This is a genomic window from Exiguobacterium sp. s43, assembly GCF_018617255.1.
Classification (GTDB): Bacteria; Bacillota; Bacilli; order Exiguobacteriales; family Exiguobacteriaceae; genus Exiguobacterium; species Exiguobacterium profundum.
The window spans coordinates 310,070-331,832 of sequence record NZ_JACSJT010000002.1; the positions used below are offsets into that span (position 1 = coordinate 310,070).

Annotated in this window: 20 protein-coding genes; 9 read left to right on the forward strand and 11 right to left on the reverse strand. The window is 47.0% G+C overall.

The window, feature by feature from the left end; genetic code table 11:
- Positions 1–104: 104 nt before the first annotated feature.
- Both KNO79_RS12285 and KNO79_RS12290 read right to left on the reverse strand, forming a co-directional pair.
- On the reverse strand, positions 105–308 hold the full coding sequence (locus KNO79_RS12285; protein ID WP_047795718.1) for a DUF951 domain-containing protein: 204 nt from the start codon (positions 306–308) through the stop codon (positions 105–107).
- Complete coding sequence (locus tag KNO79_RS12290) at positions 298–1,239, reverse strand: mechanosensitive ion channel family protein (RefSeq protein ID WP_074035244.1); 942 nt, start codon at positions 1,237–1,239, stop codon at positions 298–300. Before KNO79_RS12290 ends, KNO79_RS12285 begins: the two co-directional genes overlap by 11 nt.
- A gap of 169 nt (positions 1,240–1,408) precedes the next feature.
- On the opposite strand from KNO79_RS12290, the gene yyaC reads away from it, so the two are divergent.
- Entirely contained in the window at positions 1,409–2,035 is a 627-nt protein-coding gene (gene yyaC, locus KNO79_RS12295; RefSeq protein WP_078145959.1) for a spore protease YyaC, read from the forward strand.
- Here the strand turns inward: yyaC and KNO79_RS12300 are convergent.
- The 5 genes from KNO79_RS12300 to mnmE all read right to left on the reverse strand — a co-directional run bounded on the left by KNO79_RS12300 (position 2,008) and on the right by mnmE (position 7,793).
- Positions 2,008–2,790: a ParB/RepB/Spo0J family partition protein gene (locus KNO79_RS12300; protein WP_031424085.1), complete on the reverse strand. Its 783-nt coding sequence runs from the start codon at positions 2,788–2,790 to the stop codon at positions 2,008–2,010. The genes yyaC and KNO79_RS12300 overlap by 28 nt on opposite strands.
- Positions 2,791–2,826: 36 nt before the next feature.
- Complete coding sequence (noc, locus tag KNO79_RS12305) at positions 2,827–3,711, reverse strand: nucleoid occlusion protein (RefSeq protein WP_214691422.1); 885 nt, start codon at positions 3,709–3,711, stop codon at positions 2,827–2,829.
- A 79-nt stretch (positions 3,712–3,790) separates the two neighbouring features.
- A complete protein-coding gene (gene rsmG, locus KNO79_RS12310) occupies positions 3,791–4,507 on the reverse strand; it encodes a 16S rRNA (guanine(527)-N(7))-methyltransferase RsmG (RefSeq protein WP_015880223.1) in 717 nt (238 codons plus the stop codon).
- Positions 4,508–4,511: 4 nt separating this feature from the next.
- Positions 4,512–6,398 (reverse strand): tRNA uridine-5-carboxymethylaminomethyl(34) synthesis enzyme MnmG, encoded by a 1,887-nt coding sequence (gene mnmG, locus KNO79_RS12315; RefSeq protein WP_074035252.1) that lies wholly within the window; start codon positions 6,396–6,398, stop codon positions 4,512–4,514.
- Between the two features lie 15 nt (positions 6,399–6,413).
- Positions 6,414–7,793 carry a tRNA uridine-5-carboxymethylaminomethyl(34) synthesis GTPase MnmE gene (gene mnmE, locus KNO79_RS12320; protein WP_031424082.1) on the reverse strand — a complete coding sequence of 460 codons (1,380 nt, stop codon included), beginning with the start codon at positions 7,791–7,793 and terminating at the stop codon, positions 6,414–6,416.
- 172 nt (positions 7,794–7,965) lie between these two features.
- Between mnmE and KNO79_RS12325 the strand changes: the two genes are divergently transcribed.
- Complete coding sequence (locus tag KNO79_RS12325; RefSeq protein WP_214691423.1) at positions 7,966–8,724, forward strand: nucleotidyltransferase domain-containing protein; 759 nt, start codon at positions 7,966–7,968, stop codon at positions 8,722–8,724.
- Positions 8,725–8,737: 13 nt separating this feature from the next.
- Here KNO79_RS12325 and KNO79_RS12330 read toward each other — a convergent pair whose 3' ends face one another.
- The 4 genes from KNO79_RS12330 to rpmH form a co-directional block, all read right to left on the reverse strand.
- Entirely contained in the window at positions 8,738–9,283 is a 546-nt protein-coding gene (locus KNO79_RS12330; RefSeq protein ID WP_214691424.1) for an HdeD family acid-resistance protein, read from the reverse strand.
- A gap of 102 nt (positions 9,284–9,385) precedes the next feature.
- Positions 9,386–10,246, reverse strand: a complete 861-nt coding sequence (gene yidC, locus KNO79_RS12335; protein ID WP_015880218.1) for a membrane protein insertase YidC — start codon at positions 10,244–10,246, stop codon at positions 9,386–9,388.
- Between the two features lie 104 nt (positions 10,247–10,350).
- Entirely contained in the window at positions 10,351–10,695 is a 345-nt protein-coding gene (gene rnpA, locus KNO79_RS12340) for a ribonuclease P protein component (RefSeq protein ID WP_015880217.1), read from the reverse strand.
- Positions 10,696–10,849: 154 nt separating this feature from the next.
- Complete coding sequence (gene rpmH / locus KNO79_RS12345; protein WP_015880216.1) at positions 10,850–10,984, reverse strand: 50S ribosomal protein L34; 135 nt, start codon at positions 10,982–10,984, stop codon at positions 10,850–10,852.
- A gap of 765 nt (positions 10,985–11,749) precedes the next feature.
- Between rpmH and dnaA the strand changes: the two genes are divergently transcribed.
- The 7 genes from dnaA to KNO79_RS12380 all read left to right on the forward strand — a co-directional run bounded on the left by dnaA (position 11,750) and on the right by KNO79_RS12380 (position 21,542).
- The gene (gene dnaA / locus KNO79_RS12350; RefSeq protein WP_015880215.1) at positions 11,750–13,129 is read left to right on the forward strand and encodes a chromosomal replication initiator protein DnaA; all 1,380 of its coding nucleotides are present in this window, start codon (positions 11,750–11,752) and stop codon (positions 13,127–13,129) included.
- A gap of 196 nt (positions 13,130–13,325) precedes the next feature.
- Positions 13,326–14,465: a DNA polymerase III subunit beta gene (dnaN, locus tag KNO79_RS12355; RefSeq protein WP_026824743.1), complete on the forward strand. Its 1,140-nt coding sequence runs from the start codon at positions 13,326–13,328 to the stop codon at positions 14,463–14,465.
- 126 nt (positions 14,466–14,591) lie between these two features.
- The gene (yaaA, locus tag KNO79_RS12360) at positions 14,592–14,807 is read left to right on the forward strand and encodes a S4 domain-containing protein YaaA (protein ID WP_015880213.1); all 216 of its coding nucleotides are present in this window, start codon (positions 14,592–14,594) and stop codon (positions 14,805–14,807) included.
- Position 14,808: 1 nt separating this feature from the next.
- Entirely contained in the window at positions 14,809–15,927 is a 1,119-nt protein-coding gene (gene recF / locus KNO79_RS12365) for a DNA replication/repair protein RecF (protein ID WP_159563190.1), read from the forward strand.
- Between the two features lie 49 nt (positions 15,928–15,976).
- Positions 15,977–17,905: a DNA topoisomerase (ATP-hydrolyzing) subunit B gene (gyrB, locus tag KNO79_RS12370; RefSeq protein ID WP_074035264.1), complete on the forward strand. Its 1,929-nt coding sequence runs from the start codon at positions 15,977–15,979 to the stop codon at positions 17,903–17,905.
- A 22-nt stretch (positions 17,906–17,927) separates the two neighbouring features.
- The gene (gene gyrA / locus KNO79_RS12375; protein ID WP_015880210.1) at positions 17,928–20,495 is read left to right on the forward strand and encodes a DNA gyrase subunit A; all 2,568 of its coding nucleotides are present in this window, start codon (positions 17,928–17,930) and stop codon (positions 20,493–20,495) included.
- 57 nt (positions 20,496–20,552) lie between these two features.
- Positions 20,553–21,542 (forward strand): HD-GYP domain-containing protein, encoded by a 990-nt coding sequence (locus tag KNO79_RS12380; protein WP_196431642.1) that lies wholly within the window; start codon positions 20,553–20,555, stop codon positions 21,540–21,542.
- Positions 21,543–21,763 lie beyond the last annotated feature (221 nt).

Here is a 21,763-nt window from a genome sequence, read left to right on the forward strand (position 1 = left end):
TGGAGTGGGTACATTCAGTACACCACACCGTCACATCCTTCACAATTATAGATAGTCCACGATTAAACCGCAACTCACGTTCATAACCTAAAGAAAAACGCCGCTTATTCGGCGGCGTTCCCTTGTTCAAGCACTTTCTTGAATCGCTTATCAAAATCACGGCGTTGCATGAGCACACTAGCTCCGCAGCCTTGGCACTTGATCCGAATGTCCATCCCGACACGCGTGATTTGCCAGCGGTTCGTTTTGCAGGCATGTGGTTTTTTCATTTCCACAATATCGTTCAATGCATAGGTTTTACTTTGCATTTTCTGCTTCTCCTCCTTTAGGAGCCGAGTTCGGTGGCATCATGACCGTACGTGGGTATGGAATTTCAATCCCCCGCTCGTCAAGTCCAGCCTTTAACTCTTTATGCAAAATTCGACCAGCTGCGAAGTGCTGGGTCGGCGGCACTTCCGCCATTAATCGGTACACCACTTCCGACGGTCCGAGCGACTGCACTCCAGCTAAGTCGATTGGTTTGATGAACAAGTCGTGATAGCGTGCTTCGACCGTTTTCGCAATTTCCTTGAGCGCTTGCTCTACTTTTGACATATCTTCTTCGTACGCAACCCCAATATCGACAACAGCGACGCTGTTTTCAAGCGAGTAGTTCGTCACTTGTAAGATTTGTCCGTTCGGAATAATCGTCACTTGTCCGTTTAATCCTTTTAATTTCGTCGTCCGGATTCCGACCTCGATGACCGTCCCGTCGACTTGTTGGTTCAAATTGACGTAATCCCCGTTTTTGTATTGGTTTTCAAAGATGATGAACGCCCCTGTGATGACGTCTTTCACCAAACTTTGTGCCCCGAATGAGATTGCAAGACCCGCGACCCCGGCTGATGCAATCAAACCGGCGATATTCACACCGAATTGTCCGAGCACCGTCAAGACCATAATCAACCCGATCACATAGCGGATTGTGTTTTGGGCTAATTTTAATAACGTTTCATTCTGTCGCTGGGCGACGATATCATGTTCTTTTATTTTGCGGAGCGTAAACACGCGCTCGACCATCGTTGTCAAAATGCGTGTTGCGATATATAAACCAAGGATGATGAGCGCCACACCGGCGAGCTTGATCCCTAAACCAATCCACATGTCTGTATCTTTAAAGTACTCGACGAATCGGTTCACGCTGTCGATTGTCTCATCGGCAACCGTATTTAAATCTTTTTCTGTATTTTGCGAAGCCATCTTTTCACCTCAAAGTCGTAGATTCTAAATCATCAAAACATATTTCACGACTTTTCTCAAACACTGCATTCGGAAGTTAGAAGTTTTCCACTTTTGGGAATGGGTTAATACGAGATCAATCCCCCAACTGCAACTAGGAATAGGCAGCTTAGAAGAGAGGATGAGATTCATGCCGTTTCGCTTAAAACCTCATAAACCATACTCTTTCTTCATTGAACACACTGAGCGGAGTGGATCCAGATTGCTTGCGGACCAGCTTCATGAACAGTTGGTCAATGAAATCCATCGCCCCATCGTCCTTGTTTGCATCGGTTCGGACCGTTCGACCGGTGATTCACTCGGTCCGCTCGTCGGAACGTTTTTAGAAGAACGCCATATCCGAAATTTACATGTATACGGCACATTAACGAAGCCTGTACACGCACTCAATTTGGTGGAAACGTTACATGAGATTCAAACGCGCTTCCATCAACCGCTCATTATCGCTATCGACGCCTGTCTCGGACGTTTATCAAGTGTCGGTTATGTCTTCTTTTCGGAAGGTCCGCTCGCTCCAGGGGCCGGTGTCCAAAAAGAACTTCCGGCAGTCGGCGCTTACAATATTAAAGCCGTCGTGAACGTAAGTGGATTCATGGAGATGATGATTCTACAGAATACCCGTCTCCATCTTGTATATGAACTCGCACGTTTCATCACAGACGGATTCGCCGATTTTGATACACGGATCGGGCGCCTGCATCACGAAGAGGCGGCCATCACGCGTCTTCGTCAGTCACGAGATGAATCAAAGTCTTGAGGCGATAATAACGTCAACAATTGTTCCAAGTCGTCTTGTGAAAAATACTTCAACTCGAGGACGCCGCCTTTTCGGCGCGGACGAATCGACACATCCATCTGAAGACGCTCCGCAAGCACCGCTTCGACCGCTTCGATATCGGCGTTCGATCGCTTCAGCGTCTTTTTTTCTGTGCGCTCTTTTTGTAAGTAACGCTCGAGGCGACGGACCGTCCAATGCTCGGCAATGACCCGTTTCGCAATCTGTTCCATCGCTTGTTCCGATTTCATACCCGTGATGGCACGTGCATGTCCCATCGTCAAATCTCCGACCATGACCGCATGCTGGACGGCACTCGGCAATCGAAGGAGGCGAAGACTGTTCGTCACATGACTGCGGCTCTTCCCGACGCGATCGGCCAACTGTTGTTGCGTCAGACCTAGCGTCTGCATCAACTGTTCATAGGCGACAGCCTCTTCGATGGCATTCAAGTCTGCCCGCTGAATGTTTTCAATCAGCGCCAACTCCATGACGCGATCGGAGTCCGCCGTGACGACGAGGGCAGGAATGTCTTCTTTCCCAGCGAGCTTCGCCGCCTGAAACCGTCGTTCCCCGGCAATGATTTCATAGTATCCTGTCGCTTTTCGAACGACGATTGGTTGTAGGACGCCATATCGCTCAATGGATTGACGCAACTCTTCTAATTTTTCCACCTCAAATTGTTTCCGGGGCTGATTCGGGTTTGGGCGAATGAATTTTAATGCTAATCGTTCCATCTACAAACCTCCTTCATTGTATAAAAAAGCACGGACTCATTTTTGAGGCCGCGCTTTCGGGATGCGAATTCGAATTTCAACAAATTCCTCTTCGTCTACTTCTTCAGTTTGGACGTCAATCCCTGTTTTCCCAATCAAATTGATTGAGTCACGAATCGTGTTGATGGCGATTCGCGTGTCACGCGCAAAACTTTTCGTCCGACGACGTTGTTTTTTCGGCTTTCGCTTCTCTTCTTCGATCGGTGTTGTTAAAAAGGCGACGCGTTCTTCTGTCTCCTTGACGTTAAAATCCTGTTCTAACACTTCTGCGAGCACTTGAAGTTGCAATCCTTCTTCCTTCAACGGCAACAACGCACGCGCATGTCGTTCGTTGATCCGACGATCGCGAAGCGACTGCTTCACATCCTCCGGCAATTTTAACAAGCGCAACTTATTGGCGATCGTGGATTGACTCTTGCCTAGACTCTTCGCGAGCGCATCTTGCGTCAAACCGTTCAAGGCGAGTAAACGATCATATGCTTCCGCCTCTTCAATCGGGCTTAACTGCTCACGCTGCAAGTTTTCAATCAAGGCGAGTGCAGCCGTCGTATCATCGTCCATATCGCGAACGATTGCCGGAATCGCTGACCAACCAAGCGATTTCACCGCACGGAAACGACGCTCCCCGGCAATGATTTCATAGCAGTCCCCATCTGCCTTTCGAACCACGATTGGTTGAAGGAGTCCATGTTCCGAAATCGTCGTTGCCAACTCTTCAATTTTTGCCGGTTCGAACACTTTACGCGGTTGATAACGGTTTGGACGCAACCGTGACAACGAGAGTTCTTGTACCGTGTCATCCGCTCGAACTTCCGCAATCTGCGTCACGGCAACTTCGTCTTTTCGATTCACACCGAACAATTTCGCAAATCTATTCTTCAACGTCGGGCACCCCTTTATGTAAAAAAATAAGCAGACTCCACCACTGGAATCTGCTTTTGTTTCACGTGAAACGACATCATCAGATAAGTGGCTCTTTCGCCGGTGTCCCCGCTTTACGCGGATATTTCCCGGGCGTTTTTCGTAGTTTATCTACAACTACGATATTACGCTCACTCATCTCTCCTGGCAATAGGAACTGGTGTGTCGCTTTTTCTTTCCCACCTAGAACGGCTAAAGCGTTTTTGGCGTCTGCCATCTCGTCAGAAACCTTGGCCGCTTTAAGCGCAACGAAGCTTCCGCCTACTTTCGCGAGTGGCAAACAGTATTCTGCCAACACGGTCATGCGGGCAACCGCACGTGCTGTGACGACGTCAAACTGTTCGCGGAACTTTTTATTTTTTCCGAACTCTTCGGCACGACCATGATGGAACGCGACACCTTCGAGTCCAAGGGCAAGGGCCAACTCGTTCAAAAAGGTGATGCGTTTGTTTAACGAATCGATGATCGTGACGTGTAAGTGTGGGAATAAAATTTTGAGCGGAAGACTTGGGAATCCGGCTCCTGCCCCGACATCACATACGGTTTCGACTTTCGTGAAATCGAAATGAAACGCTGCGCTGAGCGAATCATAGAAATGCTTCAAATATACTTCTTCTCGGTCCGTGATGGCCGTTAAGTTCATTTTCTCGTTCCATTCGACGAGCATTTCGAAGTAACGCTTGAACTGACTGAGTTGTGTCTCACTCAGCTCAAACCCTTCAGCTCGTAACGCTTCAATAAATTGAGATTCGTTCATCGTTTCACTCCACCGTTGCGTATTGTCCTTGTTCGATATAGACGAGCAAGATTGACACGTCTGCTGGGTTTACGCCTGAGATACGAGACGCTTGACCGATCGAAAGAGGACGAACTTGTTTTAGTTTTTGTTTCGCTTCTGTCGCGAGACCACCGATCGCATCGTAATCCAAGTTTTCCGGGATTCGTTTTTCTTCCATGCGACGCATCTTCTCGACTTGTTCAAGCTGTTTGGAAATATAACCTTCATACTTCACTTGAATCTCGACTTGCTCTTTCACTTCATACGACAATTCTTCCGTTGACGGAACGACCGTCATGAGTGCTTCATAAGATACTTCCGGACGTTTCAACAAGATGTTGGCATGCGTCGCTTCTTTAAGCGGGTGCGCACCGACCGATTCGAGCATCGCATTGACTTCAGGTGTCGGTTTGACGACAAGTGACGCAAGTCGCTTCACTTCTTTTTCAATCGCTACACGCTTCTCGTTGAGGTGAGTGTGACGATCTTCTGAAAGTAAGCCGATCTCATACCCGATGTCGCTGAGTCGCAAGTCCGCATTGTCATGACGCAACAAAAGACGGTATTCGGCACGTGATGTGAGAAGGCGATACGGTTCGTTCGTACCTTTCGTCACGAGGTCATCGATTAAGACGCCGATGTACGCTTGCGAACGGTCCAAGATAACCGGATCTTTTCCGAGCACTTTGCATGCGGCGTTGATTCCCGCCATGATGCCCTGTCCAGCCGCTTCTTCGTACCCGCTCGTCCCGTTGATTTGTCCCGCTGTGAAAAGACCTGGGACAGCTTTTGTTTCGAGAGTTGGCCAAAGCTGTGTCGGTACGACCGCATCGTATTCAATCGCATAACCGGGACGCATCATCTCTGAATTTTCAAGACCCGGGATCGTGCGAAGCATCTGATGTTGCACGTCTTCTGGCATACTCGTCGAAAAGCCTTGGACATAGATTTCTTCCGTATCGCGACCTTCTGGCTCTAAGAAGATTTGGTGACGCGGTTTATCATTAAAGCGAACGACCTTATCTTCGATTGATGGGCAATAACGGGGCCCCGTTCCTTTAATCGCACCCGAATACATCGGTGAGCGATGCAAGTTCTCATCAATCAATTGGTGTGTACGTTCGCTCGTGTACGTGAGCCAGCACGGGATTTGTTCGATCGGATCCAAGTCCGTCGAGGTGTACGAGAAGAATGATGGATTCTCGTCCCCTGGCTGAATCTCCGTCTTCGAATAATCAATCGTCTTGCCGTCGATTCGTGGCGGTGTTCCCGTTTTGAATCGAACTAAGTCGAGACCGAGCTCTTCAAGATGCTTCGATAGCTCGACCGATGGCATTTGGTTGTTCGGACCACTCTCGTAAGCCAATTCCCCGATGATGATTTGACCACGCATGAACGTTCCCGTTGTGACGATGACCGCTTTCGCGCGATATTCTGAACCTGTGTTCGTTACCACGCCACGTACTTCTCCGTCCTCAATCAACAAGCGCTCGACTAGCGCCTGACGAAGCAGCAGATTCGGCTCATCTTCTAGCACTTTCTTCATATGATTTTGGTATTGGAATTTGTCCGCCTGTGCACGTAGCGCACGTACCGCCGGCCCTTTCGATGTGTTGAGCATCTTCATTTGGATGTATGTCGCGTCAATCGCACGCCCCATCTCGCCACCGAGCGCATCGATTTCACGTACGACGATCCCTTTCGCCGGCCCACCGATTGATGGGTTGCAATACATGAATCCGACCATATCAGGGTTCATGGTGAGCATCGCTGTTTTCGCGCCCATTCGAGCCGATGCGAGTGCTGATTCAATCCCTGCGTGTCCGGCCCCGATGACGATGACGTCAAATTCGCCTGCCGTATAAGCCATATTCGTTCCTCCTTATTATTTCCCAAGACAAAACTGTGAAAAGAGCTGATCAATCAAGCTCTCCTGTACGGTATCTCCATTGATTTCACCGAGCGTATCCCACGCACGACGTAAATCGATTTGAACCATGTCGATCGGCATATTCATGACGGCACTACCGAGCGCCTCATCAATTTGACCAATCGTTCGTTTGATTAACTGAATGTGTCGAGCGTTTGAGATATACGTCATATCCTGTGACTCGACACCTTTTGCGAAGAATAGATTTGCGATGGCCGCTTCAAGGGCATCGATTCCTTCATCTAGCAAGAGCGATGTCGCCACAATTGGACGTCCTGCCGCTAGTTTCTCTAGCTTAGAAGAATCCATGTTTTGTGGCAAGTCTGTCTTGTTGATGATGATGATGGCATTCATTCCTTTAACTGCCTCAAATAACGCCTCATCCTCGACAGTCAACCCCTCATGTCCGTTCAAGACGAGAAGGACCAAATCTGCCGCTTCTAACGCTTTTCTCGACTTTTCCACACCGATTCGTTCCACGATATCTTCCGTTTCGCGAATCCCTGCCGTATCGATCAATTTGAGCGGAACACCTTTCACGTTGACGTATTCCTCAATTGTGTCACGTGTCGTACCGGCAATTTCGGTGACAATCGCTTTTGTCTCTTGAACGAGCGTGTTCATCAAAGAAGATTTTCCGACGTTCGGTCGACCGATGATTGCCGTGGCCAAGCCTTCACGTAAGATTTTCCCTTGTCGCGCTGTCTCGAGTAACTGTTCGAGGACACGTTTGACCTCGCCCGCTTTCTCTTCGACAATGGCCTGGGTCATCTCTTCTGCGTCATATTCTGGATAGTCGATGTTGACCTCGACCGCCGCAATCGTCTCGAGCAATTGTTGACGTAACTCGCGAACGAGGCGTGACAAACGTCCTTCCATTTGCGCCATCGCAACGTTCATTGCTCGGTCCGTCTTCGCGCGAATCAAATCCATGACCGCTTCCGCCTGAGATAAATCGATCCGACCATTTAAAAAGGCGCGCTTCGTGAACTCGCCCGGTTCTGCTAGGCGGATGTCGGGTTGATCGAGAATGAGCTCAAGGACACGATTGACCGCTACGACGCCTCCGTGACAATTGATTTCGACGACATCTTCTCGCGTAAACGTCTTCGGCGCGCGCATAATACTGACCATGACTTCATCGACGATTTCGCCCGTATTAGGATATTTTAACGTTCCATAATGAATCGTATGTGAATCGACTGTTGTTAAGTCTTTCCCAGAAAACACATTGTTCACCGTTTCGACCGCCAAATCGCCCGATAGTCGGACGATCCCGATGGCACCTTCACCCATCGGCGTCGAAATCGCTGTAATCGTGTCAAACTCTAGCATCTTTCTCCCTCCAAACCTAAACATCTTCTTCTATCATATGCATAACGAACCTACTATACACGATATTCGACTTGAACGAAAGAGTTGGACCATTGATAAAGTCATTGCCATTCGCCTCATCGTTTTCGTACAATAAAGGAATATATTTACATAGGAGAGAGATGATCTAAAGATGAAACAGCAAGACGCAATCCGAATCATCACCGAACGATTACAGCACGATGAAGCGGTTCAAGCGATTTTTATGAAGGGTTCATTCGGTCGGGGAGAAGCCGATGAACATTCAGATATCGACCTCTATGTCATGGTACACCCCGATGAAAAGGTCTCTTTTCTATCTAGACGCCTCGAGCATGTAACCGCCTATCGTCCGATTCTGTTAAAAGACGAGATTCACATCGTCGCTCCACAACTCATCGCCGTCTTTGATGATTTTCTTCACCTCGACCTGTTCACGGTCACGCAAGAGACGTTGAATCATCAAGACTCGATTCATGTGCTCTACGACCCACAACAGCGACTTGCTAGACACGCCACTTCCTTGCAATTAGACGAAGCGGCAATCAGTGACCATGCGTTCGATACCGTGTGGTTCTTTTTCCAATATACAAAATCACGCAATCGAGGCAACGCGATGTGGGCAACGGAGATGCTCCGGCAAGGAATGGTCCATTTCGCATATGTGTTAGCCGCTCACCACACACCGGACCGGGCTTCCCTTGGTTTAAAAGATGTGACGCAGCGACAAGAAATCGACCTCCGCTCATTTTATGACCATTTGACCCCCGCCTCACACGAAAAAGCCGCCCACATCTATCTGGAGCGACTTCAGGTAGAGCAAACTTTTTTCACATCACTACCTGGCTACAACGTGTTCGGACCGTTCATGGAACAGTTGATTCAACGAGAAACAAGCCGTCCTGGCATATAGGGCGGCTTGTTTTTTAGTATCTTGCTTGGCGTTTCGTCGAACGAATCGTGAAATAGAGGAACAGTTCCATTATCGCGATGGCGATGAGAATGCCGCCGAACAGTTGGAACAAGACAAGTAGACTACTGAACGGATTCGTCAACATGAGAATCCCGACACCTATCCACAATAGACTTCCAATCAAAAACCAAAGCCATCGTCCCGACATCGATTGACGGTAACCGAGTGCCTGAATCAGGCGGATAATTCCACCGAATAAGAACAAGGCTCCGATCAAAATCGGGAGAAGACTAGCTAGCGTCTCTGCGAAGAAAAAGACGACCGCTGCCAAAATCAAATAGATGAGACCCATAAAGAAAGTGGGTGGCAACCCTCCCTGACGTCGACGCAACCCTTGAAAGATCATCCAAATCCCCATGATCGCTAAATAACCGGCAATGACATACACCATGACATCAAAGAAAAATCGAGGATATAACAGAATGAGAACACCAAGTACAAAATAAATGATCGCTTGCCATAACGTCGAACGTTCCAAACGCTGAATGAATGCCTCCATTTTCCCACACCTCCGTTTACTCGTTTCTATCTCTATTCCCCTCTGACTGGCTTGCAATCCCACAAAAAAAAGCTGAGCGTCAGAAGACACTCAGCTTAGCGATTATTTACGCTTTTTCTTTTTGTTTTTCTTTTCTTCTTCAGCAAGCGCTGCACGCTCTGCTTCTTTCGCAGCGATTTTCGCTTCAGCCGCAACCTTCATCTTCTCACGCATCGGGAGCATGATTGCCATCGTGACGATGATCGAGATGATATAACCGACTACCCAGTATAACGAAAGGGCAGCTGGGAGGTTGATCGACATGACGAAGATCATGACCGGGAAGATATAAAGCATCATCTTCAACTGCGGGTTCTGTTCTTGACCCGCCATTGAGATTTTTTGTTGTGCGAACGTCAAGATTGCCGCTAAGATCGGCAAGACGAACGTTGGATCCGGAGCACCGAGGTCGAACCATAAGAAGTTCGCTTCGAAAATCTCAGGTGTACGGCGAATCGCATCATAGAATGCGAAGAGAATCGGCATTTGAATCAAGATCGGCAAACATCCCGCGAGCGGGTTGATTTGGTATTCCTGATAAAGCTTCATCATCTCTTCTTGGAGTTTACGTTGTGTTTCCTGGTCTTTTGAGCTGTACTTTTCACGAAGCTTCAGCATTTCTGGTTGCAACACTTGCATCGCACCCATACTCTTCGTCTGCTTGATCATGAGTGGGAGAATCAATAACCGGACGATAATCGTCGCGATGATGATTGAAATCCCGTATTGCCACGGGCCACCGACCAAGTAAGCAACTTCCTTCAAAAGCCATGCGAGCGGCCATACAAAGTACTTCGCCCAGAAACCTTCTGTGTCAGCCGTTACTGGTTCGGCTTGGATGGTAGACGGATCCACACAGCCTGCCATCAGCATGATGACCGCGGTCATGGCAGCGAGTAATCCTAATTTTAGCTTTTTGCTCATAGTTCCTCCTACGCTTTCTTTATCAATTCTTTTTAACGCACACGTCGATCGGGCAATCTTATCAGACTCTAATTATATGAGAGAACAAATTCAGATTGTCATGGTCACCGGCCCTGCTTTTGCCAAACCTTGGCCCGTTTGAATACGTGTTTCAAACTCTCGGTTACTTCCGACTGCGTCAATGCGGTCGCAGGTTTTCGAGCGATGATGACATAATCATTCGGTGCAACGTTTGGTTCGAGCAAGCGAAGCGACTCACGCATCAATCGTTTCATCCGGTTCCGTTCCACAGCATTTCCAAGTTTCTTACTGACGGAAAGACCCACTCTGAAATGCGTTTGATCCGCTTTGAGCGTGTAGACGACAAACTGACGATTGGCCACGGAGCGTCCTTCGCGAAACACCGCTTGGAACTCTTCATTCTTTTGCAGGCGGTATTCTTTTTTCAAAATTCTCACTCCATCCTTCGCTTCAAAAATCGTCAACTAACATCATATCATATCCACATCATTTGAACGAGGGAGAATCCATGAAATACTACGTTTCTGTGACAAACTAAAAAATTGCCCGAGGAAAGGATCCCCGGGCAATCTTCATTCAGAATTATACAGTCAAGGCTTTACGGCCTTTACGACGACGAGCAGCAAGAATGTTGCGACCGTTTTTAGTCGCCATGCGTGCACGGAATCCGTGAACTTTCTTACGCTTACGGTTGTTAGGGTTGAAAGTTGGTTTCATGGTTACAGCACCTCCTCAAGATTAACGCTCTATTAGCAAGTTATAGTTTCATTTAAGGCAGTCTTTAAGATTATATAAATCGATTCAACAATTGTCAATGTATTTTCGGATGGTTTTCGAATTCGTAGAATGAGGCACTCAGAAAGCATTCATCCACATGGATTCGATCCTTATCCGAAGGACGAGTAGGGGATGAATGTATACACAACCTTTACGTATTTTATAAACGGTCTTTATAAATAGCCACGTTGAGCCATTTTATCCACAAAATCTCGAAGTTATCCACATTTATATGTGAATAACTCCTCTTTTTTTCATATTCTTATTCTTTATTTTTTCATTTTCTTCTTTTACAAAAACAATCTTTCATTTCACTTCTTCCTCTTTTGTGTATAACTTTTTCATCTCATATTCTATCATTAGTGCTTTATCCACAATATATCCACAGGTTATCCACAAAACACACAGCATGTGGATAAGTGGGTGTGGATACTTTTCTTTATCTGTGGATAAATACCAAAAAGCATTGCCACGTCTATTTTATTTTGCTAAACTGAATGTGCACAAACTTGTGGATGAACAATTCGTGATTCCAAGATATACACAGGCTGTGGATAAGTGTTATCCCCATAATGAACACCATGTGGATAACTTTATCCACAGTTTTTGTTCTCTGGGGATAACCCTAGTTTCTACTATAGAATAGTGTATGTGTATATCGTGTGAATAAGTTTTACCCAACATGTGAGTAAAGGAGGTCTTTCATTGAAGAATGCTCGCGAGATTTGGAGAAATGTCTTATCGGTAATCGAGGAAGAAGAACGAACTCCAAAAGCCAGTTTTGACATGTGGTTGAAATCAACCGAGGGGATATCATTGATGGGAACGACGCTCGTTGTGTCGGCACCCGCCAGTTTTATCGTCACGTGGTTAGAGCGACAGTATCTCTCTCTGTTACAAGATACGGTTGAAGAGATCACAAACAACAAGCTTGAAATTCATTTCATCGAGGAATCTCAAGCACACAAGTATGCTCCAGCGGATGGATCGTCAAATGAGTCCATCGCCGTGACAGAAACAAAAGAACAGCCCGTGCTATTACCTTCAAAAGAGGAAGGGGATCTTGGTCAACTGAATGACAAATACATTTTCGAGACGTTTGTCATCGGATCGGGGAACCGTTTTGCCCACGCCGCATCACTTGCTGTCGCTGAAGCACCTGCACGCGCCTATAACCCGCTCTTCATTTACGGAGGCGTTGGACTTGGTAAAACACATTTGATGCATGCGATTGGTCATTATGTAAAAGGTCAAAAACCGGGGGCTCGCATTGCCTATGTCTCTTCTGAGAAGTTCACAAATGAATTTATCAATTCGATTCGGGATAATAAGACCGGTGAGTTTCGGAACCGTTATCGAAACATTGATGTACTATTGATTGATGATATTCAGTTTTTAGCAGGGAAAGAACAAACCCAAGAAGAGTTTTTCCACACATTCAATGCATTGCACAACGATCAGAAACAAATCGTGATTTCAAGTGATCGACCACCAAAAGAAATCCCGACGCTAGAGGATCGACTTCGTTCACGCTTTGAATGGGGCCTAATCACAGACATCACACCACCGGACCTTGAGACGCGAATTGCGATTCTTCGCAAAAAAGCGACCGCGGAAGGGCTTGATATCTCGAATGAAGTCATGCTGTATATCGCGAATCAAATCGATACGAACATTCGGGAACTAGAAGGGGCACTGACACGAGTCGTCGCTTATGCAAAACTTGTCGGACGACCAATCGACCCGGACGTGGCAGCCGAAGCGCTTCATAATATCATGCCTGTCCAGGAAGCGAAGAAAATTGTCATTCGCGATATTCAAGAAGTTGTCGGTCAACACTTCAACATTCAAGTAGAAGAATTGAACTCGAAAAAGCGAACCAAGACGTTGGCATTCCCACGTCAAATCGCAATGTATCTCTCGCGGGAGATGACGGAGAGCTCCTTGCCAAAAATCGGGGAAGAGTTCGGAGGGCGTGATCACACGACTGTGATTCATGCACATGAAAAAATTAGCACCCTTCTAAAGAACGATGTGGAAATGCAAGAGACGATTCAAACGTTGAAGAAGGCACTTTCTAACTAATGAAGAATTCTCTGTGGATATCTTGTGGATAAACCACCTTAGTTATCCACAAGTTATTCACAGGCGAAATGGCTTAACACGTATGGATTAGGGGACTTATCCCCAGTATCCACAGCCCTTATTACTATTATGACTTAATTAATACTATTATATTATTAGGAAATGGACTCATTTCACCTTAGGAGGAATTATCCACATGCATTTAACGATTCAACGAGATGTATTCATGCAAGCCGTACAAGACGTATCAAAAGCTGTGGCTTCACGAACGACCATTCCAATTTTGACAGGCTTGAAACTTGAGGCACATGCGGATGGCTTAACACTGACAGGAAGTGATACCGAGATTTCGATTGAACGCTTGATTCCAATCGAAGAGGGTGGAATTGAACTCATTCAAATTCAACGTGCTGGAAGCGTCGTGTTGAACGCACGCTTCTTAGGAGAAATTGTGAAGAAGTTACCGACGAACGAGGTCACACTCGAAGTTTCACCGAACTTCATGACGCGCATTGAGTCTGGTCAGGCAGAGTTCCATTTAAACGGTCTCGACCCGGATGAATATCCACGCCTACCTGAACTTGCGAGTGATCGTCGCTTCTATTTGCCGGCTGATCTATTGAAGACCATCATCCGTCAGACGAGCTTCGCTGTTTCTTCACAGGAGACGCGTCCCGTATTGACAGGGGTTAACTTCTCAGCAGAGAAGGGCTTCCTTACATGTGTCGCAACCGATAGCCACCGTCTGGCGCTTCGTCGTGCGCGATTTGAGACAGATAACGATTTGACGTTCCAAAATGTCGTCGTTCCTGGTCGCTCACTCAACGAATTGGCAAAATTACTCGACCGTGAAGAGTTGCCGATTGAAATCGTCTTAACGGACCAACAAATTTTATTCCGTATGAAAAACATCTCATTCTTCTCTCGTTTGTTAGACGGTGCCTATCCAGACACGTCACGTCTCATTCCGGAAGAATATCGCACAGCGGTTCGGATGAATGCGAAAGAGTTCTTACAGGCCATTGACCGTGCATCGCTCTTAGCACGTGCCGATCGCAACAACGTCATTAAATTTGTGGCGGAAGATACAACGGCAGTTGAAGTCTCTTCACACTCGCCGGAAGTCGGAAAAGTGTCGGAACGTGTCAGCATCCTGTCGCTTGAAGGAGAAGAACTAAAAATTTCCTTCAACTCGAAATTCGTGATGGACGCGCTCCGCGCACTCGATGCATCTGAAATCGAAATCCAGTTCACGGGTTCGATGCGACCGTTCATTTTACGACCGGTTGAACAAGATAGTGTTCTTCAACTGATTTTGCCAGTCCGCACATCGTAAGCTGCGGATAGGGATGATGAGGTGTCTTGCCTTGTCATCCCTCTTTTTGCCTTATTCGACGATTTTCGATAAACTAATATGTATGGCGATTTTTTCAGATCAGCATGTGAGAAAGGAAGTGACGACATGGAAAAAGTGTCAATTACAACCGAGTATGTAACGCTCGGACAATTTTTAAAATTAGCAGATATCATCTCAAGTGGGGGACAAGCAAAGTTCTTTTTAGAGGATGTCATGATTAAAGTGAACGGTGAGCAGGACCAGCGCCGCGGTCGTAAATTAAGAGATGGAGATACAATCGAAGTCGAAGGCTTCGGGGAATATCAAATCGAGGGAAACTGACGTGCATTTAAAGTCGATCCGATTGCAAAACTATCGCAACTACGAAACCCTCGAGCTAGATTTTTCAGAACAGACGAATGTTCTGATTGGTGAGAACGCCCAAGGAAAAACGAATCTTCTCGAATCGATTTACGTACTTGCGCTCGCAAAATCGCATCGGACGACACAAGACCGTGAGTTAATCGGTTGGGAAGCCGATGCTGCGAGTATCGAAGGACGGATTCATAAACGGACGGGCGAATCGGTGCAGAGTCTCTCTTTTTCTCCTAAAGGCAAGAAAGCAAAGCTCAATCATTTGGAACAACGTCGTCTCAGTGACTATGTCGGCGCATTTAACGTCGTCTTGTTCGCCCCAGAAGACTTAGCCATCGTGAAAGGCAGTCCGCAAGGGAGACGGCGATTTTTAGATATGGAAATCGGTCAGGTCAGTCCGGTGTACTTACACGAGCTCAATCAATACTTGAAGACGTTGAAACAACGGAACGCCTTGTTGAAGCAGTTATCCACAAAAGGTGGCGACGAAACGTTACTTGAAGTCTTGACGGATCAATTGATTGAACTTGCCGTAAAAATTGTGATGAGACGCTATCACTTCATCGACCAGCTCGAAAAATGGGCCAATCCCATCCATTCCGGAATCACAAGAGAACTCGAAACACTGACGATTCAATACGTTTCCGACACGTTCCAAAAAGAACGCTTCTCAAAAGAACAGATGTTTGAAACGTATCGTCAAAAGTTTGATAAAATAAGAGAGAACGAACGACGAAGAGGTGTGACCTTATTTGGTCCGCATCGTGACGATTTTGAATTGTATGTCAACAATCGAAACGTTCAAACGTTCGGTTCACAAGGTCAGCAACGAACGGCGGCCTTGTCATTGAAGCTAGCTGAGATTGAATTGATTCATGAAGAAGTAGGCGAATATCCTCTGTTGTTATTAGACGATGTGTTATCTGAGCTTGACGATCATCGCCAAACCCATCTCCTCGATACGATGGGACGGAAAGTACAAACGATTTTGACTACAACAAACATTGACGGGATTGCACATGAGACCATTCAACAAGCGAAAGTGTTTCACGTGAAACAAGGTGAGGTTGAAACGGAGTCCGTGTAATCGTGGCAAGAAGGAACACCAAATCATGTATAGTAGGTGAAAATAACCGATGAGTAATGAAAATGAAAAAGAATTGCAAGCGTACGGCGCCGATCAGATTCAAGTCCTTGAAGGCTTAGAGGCTGTCCGTAAACGTCCAGGGATGTATATCGGTTCCACAAGCTCTCGCGGTCTCCACCATTTGGTATGGGAGATTGTCGATAACTCAATCGATGAGGCGCTCGCTGGTTATTGTGACACGATCACAGTGACGGTCGAGCCAGGGAACTCGATCGTTGTTGAAGACAACGGACGTGGGATTCCGGTCGATGTTCAAAAGAAAACGGGTCGACCTGCCGTTGAAGTTATTTTCACGGTTTTGCACGCAGGTGGTAAGTTCGGCGGTGGCGGATACAAAGTATCAGGTGGTCTTCACGGTGTCGGGGCGTCGGTTGTTAACGCCTTATCGACGAAACTTGAAGTGTTCGTTCGTCGCGATGGAAACGTATATTACCAATCGTTCAAACGGGGTGTTCCACAAGGTGAACTCGAAATCGTCGGGACGACCGACACGACAGGGACGACAGTTCGTTTCTTCCCAGACGGGGACATCTTCCAAGAAACACTCGAATATGACTTTGATCTGTTAGCGACACGCTTACGTGAACTCGCCTTCTTGAACAAAGGGTTACGAATCGTGGCTAAAGATGACCGTAGTGACGAGACGATTGAGCGGAACTATCACTATGAGGGCGGAATCAAGTCTTATGTCGAGCACTTGAACCGCTCAAAAGCGTCGATTCATGAAGAGCCTGTATACGTACACGGGACGAAAGACGGAATCGAAGTCGAGATTGCGCTTCAATACAACGAAGGTTTCGCAAGTAACATTTATTCATTCACGAACAACATTCCGACGCATGAAGGTGGGACGCACGAGACTGGATTTAAGACGGCGCTCACCCGTGCCATTAATGATTATGCGAAGCGATTCGGATTGATGAAGGAAGCCGATGGTAGCCTCTCAGGGGATGATGTCCGTGAAGGATTGACGGCGATTGTTTCGGTCAAGCACCCTTCTCCTCAGTTTGAAGGGCAGACGAAGACAAAACTCGGGAATGCCGATGCGCGTACGGCAACGGACACATTGTTCAGCGACACGTTCGAACAATTCCTACTCGAGAACCCGTCGGTCGGCCGCCTCATTGTCGACAAAGGCTTGATGGCGGCACGTGCGCGTCTTGCTGCGAAACGTGCACGCGAGATGACACGTCGTAAAGGGATTCTCGAAGTCAGTTCATTGCCAGGGAAATTGGCAGACTGTTCGTCAAAAGATGCATCGAAATCTGAACTATACATCGTTGAGGGTGACTCAGCGGGAGGTTCTGCGAAATCTGGACGTGATCGTCACTTCCAAGCCATCCTTCCGATTCGAGGGAAAATCATCAACGTTGAGAAAGCACGTCTTGATAAGATTTTGGCCAACCAAGAAGTCCGGACCATCATCACGGCTCTCGGAACAGGGATTGCCGATGAGTTTGACTTATCGAAAGCGCGCTATCATAAACTCATCATCATGACCGATGCCGATGTCGATGGTGCGCACATTCGAACGTTATTGTTGACGTTCTTCTATCGTTACATGCGCCCACTCGTTGAAAGTGGATATGTTTATATCGCGCAACCACCACTCTATGGTGTGAAGCACGGGAAAGAAACCATCTACGTTCAAAACGACCGTGAGTTGCAGGCAGCGATTGCACAACTTCCTGAAAATGCACGTTATAGCGTTCAACGTTACAAGGGTCTCGGAGAGATGGATCCTGAACAGTTATGGAATACGACGATGAACCCGGAAACGCGTTCGATGCTTCGTGTCGACCTGCAAGATGCAATCGAAGCGGATGAAATCTTCGAAACGCTCATGGGTGACAACGTCGAACCACGCCGTGACTTTATTCAATCTCACGCCCATTACGTGAAGAACCTCGATATTTAATAAGAAGGGTAGGCAATAACGAATGGCAGAACAAGAAAATATCAAGGATATAAATATTAGCCAGGAGATGCGAACGTCGTTCATGGACTACGCGATGAGCGTCATCGTATCACGTGCCCTTCCGGACGTGCGAGATGGATTAAAGCCGGTTCACCGTCGTATTTTATATGCGATGAACGAACTAGGTATTCGCGCGGACAAGCCACATAAGAAGTCGGCGCGTGTCGTCGGGGACGTCATCGGTAAGTACCACCCACACGGTGACTCAGCCGTTTATGAGACGATGGTCCGCATGGCTCAGGACTTCAGTTATCGCTACGAATTAGTCGACGGTCACGGGAACTTCGGTTCAGTCGATGGCGACTCGGCCGCTGCGATGCGTTATACCGAGGCACGTATGTCTAAAATTGCGATGGAACTCGTACGAGACATCGGAAAAAACACGATTGATTATCAACCAAACTTCGATGGTGAAGAAAAAGAACCAGTCGTACTTCCGGCACGTTTCCCGAACTTCCTTGTGAACGGGACGAGCGGGATTGCCGTTGGTATGGCGACGAACGTTCCGCCTCATAACTTGAACGAGGTCATCGACGGTGTACTGGCGCTTTCTCACAACCCGGACATCACGATTGCAGAATTGATGCAACATATCCCGGGTCCTGATTTCCCGACTGCGGGAGAGATTTTGGGACGTAGTGGGATTCGTCGTGCATACGAAACTGGACGTGGATCGATTACGATGCGTGCGAAAGCTGAAATCGAGGTCTTGAAAAATGGCCGTGAACGGATCCTCGTGCACGAGATTCCTTACCAAGTCAACAAAGCGCGTCTCGTTGAAAAGATTGCCGATTTGGTTCGCGACAAGAAAATCGAGGGAATCACGGACTTACGCGATGAATCAGACCGTAACGGGATGCGCATCGTGATTGAAGTTCGCCGCGACGCGAATGCGAGTGTCATCTTGAATAACTTGTACAAGCAAACACCGATGCAAACGACGTTCGGTGTTAACATGCTCGCGCTTGTAGGCGGTCGTCCAAAAACGTTGAACATCAAACAAGCAATCTATTACTACATCGAACACCAAAAAGAGGTCGTGCGTCGTCGGACGCAATTCGATTTAGACAAAGCGGAAGCACGTGCCCACATTTTAGAAGGTCTTCGTGTTGCCTTGGATCACTTGGATGAAGTCATCGCCATCATCCGTAGCACACGCACAGGTGACGAGGCTCGTGAAAAGTTGATTGCCCGCTTTGGACTTTCGACTGAACAGACGCAAGCAATCTTAGATATGCGTCTCCAACGCTTGACTGGTTTGGAACGTGAGAAGATTGAAGGCGAATATCGTGAAGTGAAAGCGTTAATCGAAGAACTTCGTGCGATTCTCGGAGACGAAGAATTGCTACTCGATATTATTCGTAACGAGTTAATCGAAATCAAAGAGCGATATGGTGATGCTCGTCGTACGGTGATTCGTACGGATATCGTTGAACTCGAGGACGAAGATTTGATCCCAGTTCGCGACATGATGATTACGCTCACGAGCGAAGGATATATCAAGTCGATCCCATCGGATTCATATCGGACACAGCGCCGTGGTGGACGTGGGAAACAAGGTATGGGAACGAACGATGAAGACTTTGTGCTTCGTCTGCTCTCCGCGTCGACACACGATACCATCCTGTTCTTCACCAACTTCGGACGCGTCTTCCGTCTCAAAGGATACGAAATTCCTGAGATGAGCCGTACCGCGAAAGGGATGCCGATCATTAACTTGCTGCAAATCGACAAAGGTGAAAAAGTCGAAACGATGATTCCTGTCGATTTCAATAGTTACTTGGCTAACCAAACGGTAGCGGAAGAGACACAGGATGAGTCTGAAGAAGTAGCGGACGAGCAGTTGTCTCTCGTCTTCATCACGAAAGAAGGATTGATTAAGCGTTCGCCACTTTCGGCATACGCCCGAATCAACAAAAACGGTCTACGTGCCATCAGTTTGAATGAGACAGATGAACTCGTCACGGTCCGTTTAGCGAAGAGCGACGATGAAATGTTGATCGTCACACGCCAAGGTATGTCGATTCGCTTCCCACTCGAAGGAGAAGTTCGTTCGATGGGACGTACGGCACGAGGCGTTCGCGCGATTCGATTGAAGAAGGAAGACGATTTGGTCGTCTCGATGGAAATCGTTCGCACCACGCAAGACGTCTTGATTATCACTGAAAAAGGATACGGAAAACGTACGGCCATGGAACAGTTCCGCACACAAGGTCGTGGCGGTTCCGGTATCATCGGAATTAAGACAGATCGTGGAACAGTCGTCGGGATGCGTGTCGTTGATGAAGACGATGACATCATGCTGATGACCGAACTCGGTGTTGCGATTCGGATTGATTCACAAACGATCTCTCAAATGGGTCGAAGTACTCGCGGTGTGAAAGTGATGAACATCGAAGAGGGCGATCGTTTAGCGACTATCGCAAAGTTGAAAAAAGATGAGTTAGAAGAGGAATCAGCAGTCGATTTGGAGAATGGGTTTGAGGATGAAGCACCTGAAACCGATGAATCGTCTGATGTGAATGAGTAAGACGAGAGGTCGAACGGTGTTTCCGTTCGATCTTTTCATATATTAGGAGGGATTCGCGTGCGTTTGAACTTATCCACTGTACATGTTGGGATGACGCTATTGTCACCCGTTTCTTCTTTAGAAGCCGGAATCCACTTAACCAATGAACATTTACGTTTGCTCCGTTTCTTAAAAATCGAAGATATCGATGTCGCACCTGTTGAACAGAAGCTCTTCACGTCTAAAGAAGAACAGCGCCTCTGTAATCAGGTCCTTCAATATGAGAAGCATTATAATCAGTGGGAAGAACGGATCGCACCTAACCCATATGAAGGTCTAGAATTCATTCATCAACTATTTCGTCAGGAAGTTCCGCTTACAGCGATCGTTCATTTCTTTACGCATCAGCCGTTGCGGAAAAATCATGTCATTTACCATTCCGTCTATCGAGCGCTCGTCGCCCGTGCCTTATCGAAATATCGAGGGGACGAACATCAACTCCAATTTGATTACGGGATTGCTTCTTATTTTGCAGATGCGAGCTACGCTAAAATTCGGAAATGGTCTCATATGCGTTATTTCACAAAAATGGAACGGGAGCTATTGTATCAACACCCACTCGTTTCGGCATCGATGCTCCCGAGTACTCAAACGTTAAGAGGAAGAGTGTATCAATTGATTACCGAGCATCATGAGCGATTGGATGGATCCGGGTTTCCAAAACGTCTGACGGAACGCGAGTTGAATCCAGCCTCTCCTCTATTTATTGTCGCCGATCGCTTCTGTCAGTTAACAGCACCCCGAACGTTCCGAAAGCCGCTCTCTCCAGAGGAAGCATATTTCTATATGTGGCAGAACAAAGCCTATGATGGAGAAGCTTTGTCGCTTCTTGCGACATTACTTGGATTTTATGAAATCGGTCGCCCTGTTTTATTGAGCAGTGGAGTACGAGGAACGATATATGCCTATACGAATCGTGTCGAACAACCGATTGTGCTTGAAGCGACAGGGGAGAAAGAATATGATTTATCGCGATTAACCGATGTGAGCATTGTTGCATTTCAATAAGAAGAAACTAGCGATTCCATTCAACAAAATGAAATGGAATCGTCTTTATTTATTCTTTTTTAAAAAACTTTCTTTTTATAGTTGACGGATATAATTACAGGTGCTATTATAAATGAGTCGCTAAGAGCGGCAGACGAACTTTGAAAACTGAACGATGAGGCAAAAAAAGTTTTACAATTTTTGAATGAAGCGCAAGCTTCGTCAATTTAAGAGCTATATCA

Excerpts from the sequence above, each read along its gene's own strand:
- KNO79_RS12285 (WP_047795718.1), bottom strand. The coding sequence starts at position 308 with ATGCAAAGTAAAACCTATGCATTGAACGATATTGTGGAAATGAAAAAA.
- KNO79_RS12290 (WP_074035244.1), bottom strand. The coding sequence starts at position 1,239 with ATGGCTTCGCAAAATACAGAAAAAGATTTAAATACGGTTGCCGATGAG.
- yyaC (WP_078145959.1), top strand. The coding sequence starts at position 1,409 with ATGCCGTTTCGCTTAAAACCTCATAAACCATACTCTTTCTTCATTGAA.
- KNO79_RS12300 (WP_031424085.1), bottom strand. The coding sequence starts at position 2,790 with ATGGAACGATTAGCATTAAAATTCATTCGCCCAAACCCGAATCAGCCC.
- rsmG (WP_015880223.1), bottom strand. The coding sequence starts at position 4,507 with ATGAACGAATCTCAATTTATTGAAGCGTTACGAGCTGAAGGGTTTGAG.
- mnmG (WP_074035252.1), bottom strand. The coding sequence starts at position 6,398 with ATGGCTTATACGGCAGGCGAATTTGACGTCATCGTCATCGGGGCCGGA.
- mnmE (WP_031424082.1), bottom strand. The coding sequence starts at position 7,793 with ATGCTAGAGTTTGACACGATTACAGCGATTTCGACGCCGATGGGTGAA.
- KNO79_RS12325 (WP_214691423.1), top strand. The coding sequence starts at position 7,966 with ATGAAACAGCAAGACGCAATCCGAATCATCACCGAACGATTACAGCAC.
- KNO79_RS12330 (WP_214691424.1), bottom strand. The coding sequence starts at position 9,283 with ATGGAGGCATTCATTCAGCGTTTGGAACGTTCGACGTTATGGCAAGCG.
- yidC (WP_015880218.1), bottom strand. The coding sequence starts at position 10,246 with ATGAGCAAAAAGCTAAAATTAGGATTACTCGCTGCCATGACCGCGGTC.
- rpmH (WP_015880216.1), bottom strand. The coding sequence starts at position 10,984 with ATGAAACCAACTTTCAACCCTAACAACCGTAAGCGTAAGAAAGTTCAC.
- dnaN (WP_026824743.1), top strand. The coding sequence starts at position 13,326 with ATGCATTTAACGATTCAACGAGATGTATTCATGCAAGCCGTACAAGAC.
- yaaA (WP_015880213.1), top strand. The coding sequence starts at position 14,592 with ATGGAAAAAGTGTCAATTACAACCGAGTATGTAACGCTCGGACAATTT.
- gyrB (WP_074035264.1), top strand. The coding sequence starts at position 15,977 with ATGAGTAATGAAAATGAAAAAGAATTGCAAGCGTACGGCGCCGATCAG.
- gyrA (WP_015880210.1), top strand. The coding sequence starts at position 17,928 with ATGGCAGAACAAGAAAATATCAAGGATATAAATATTAGCCAGGAGATG.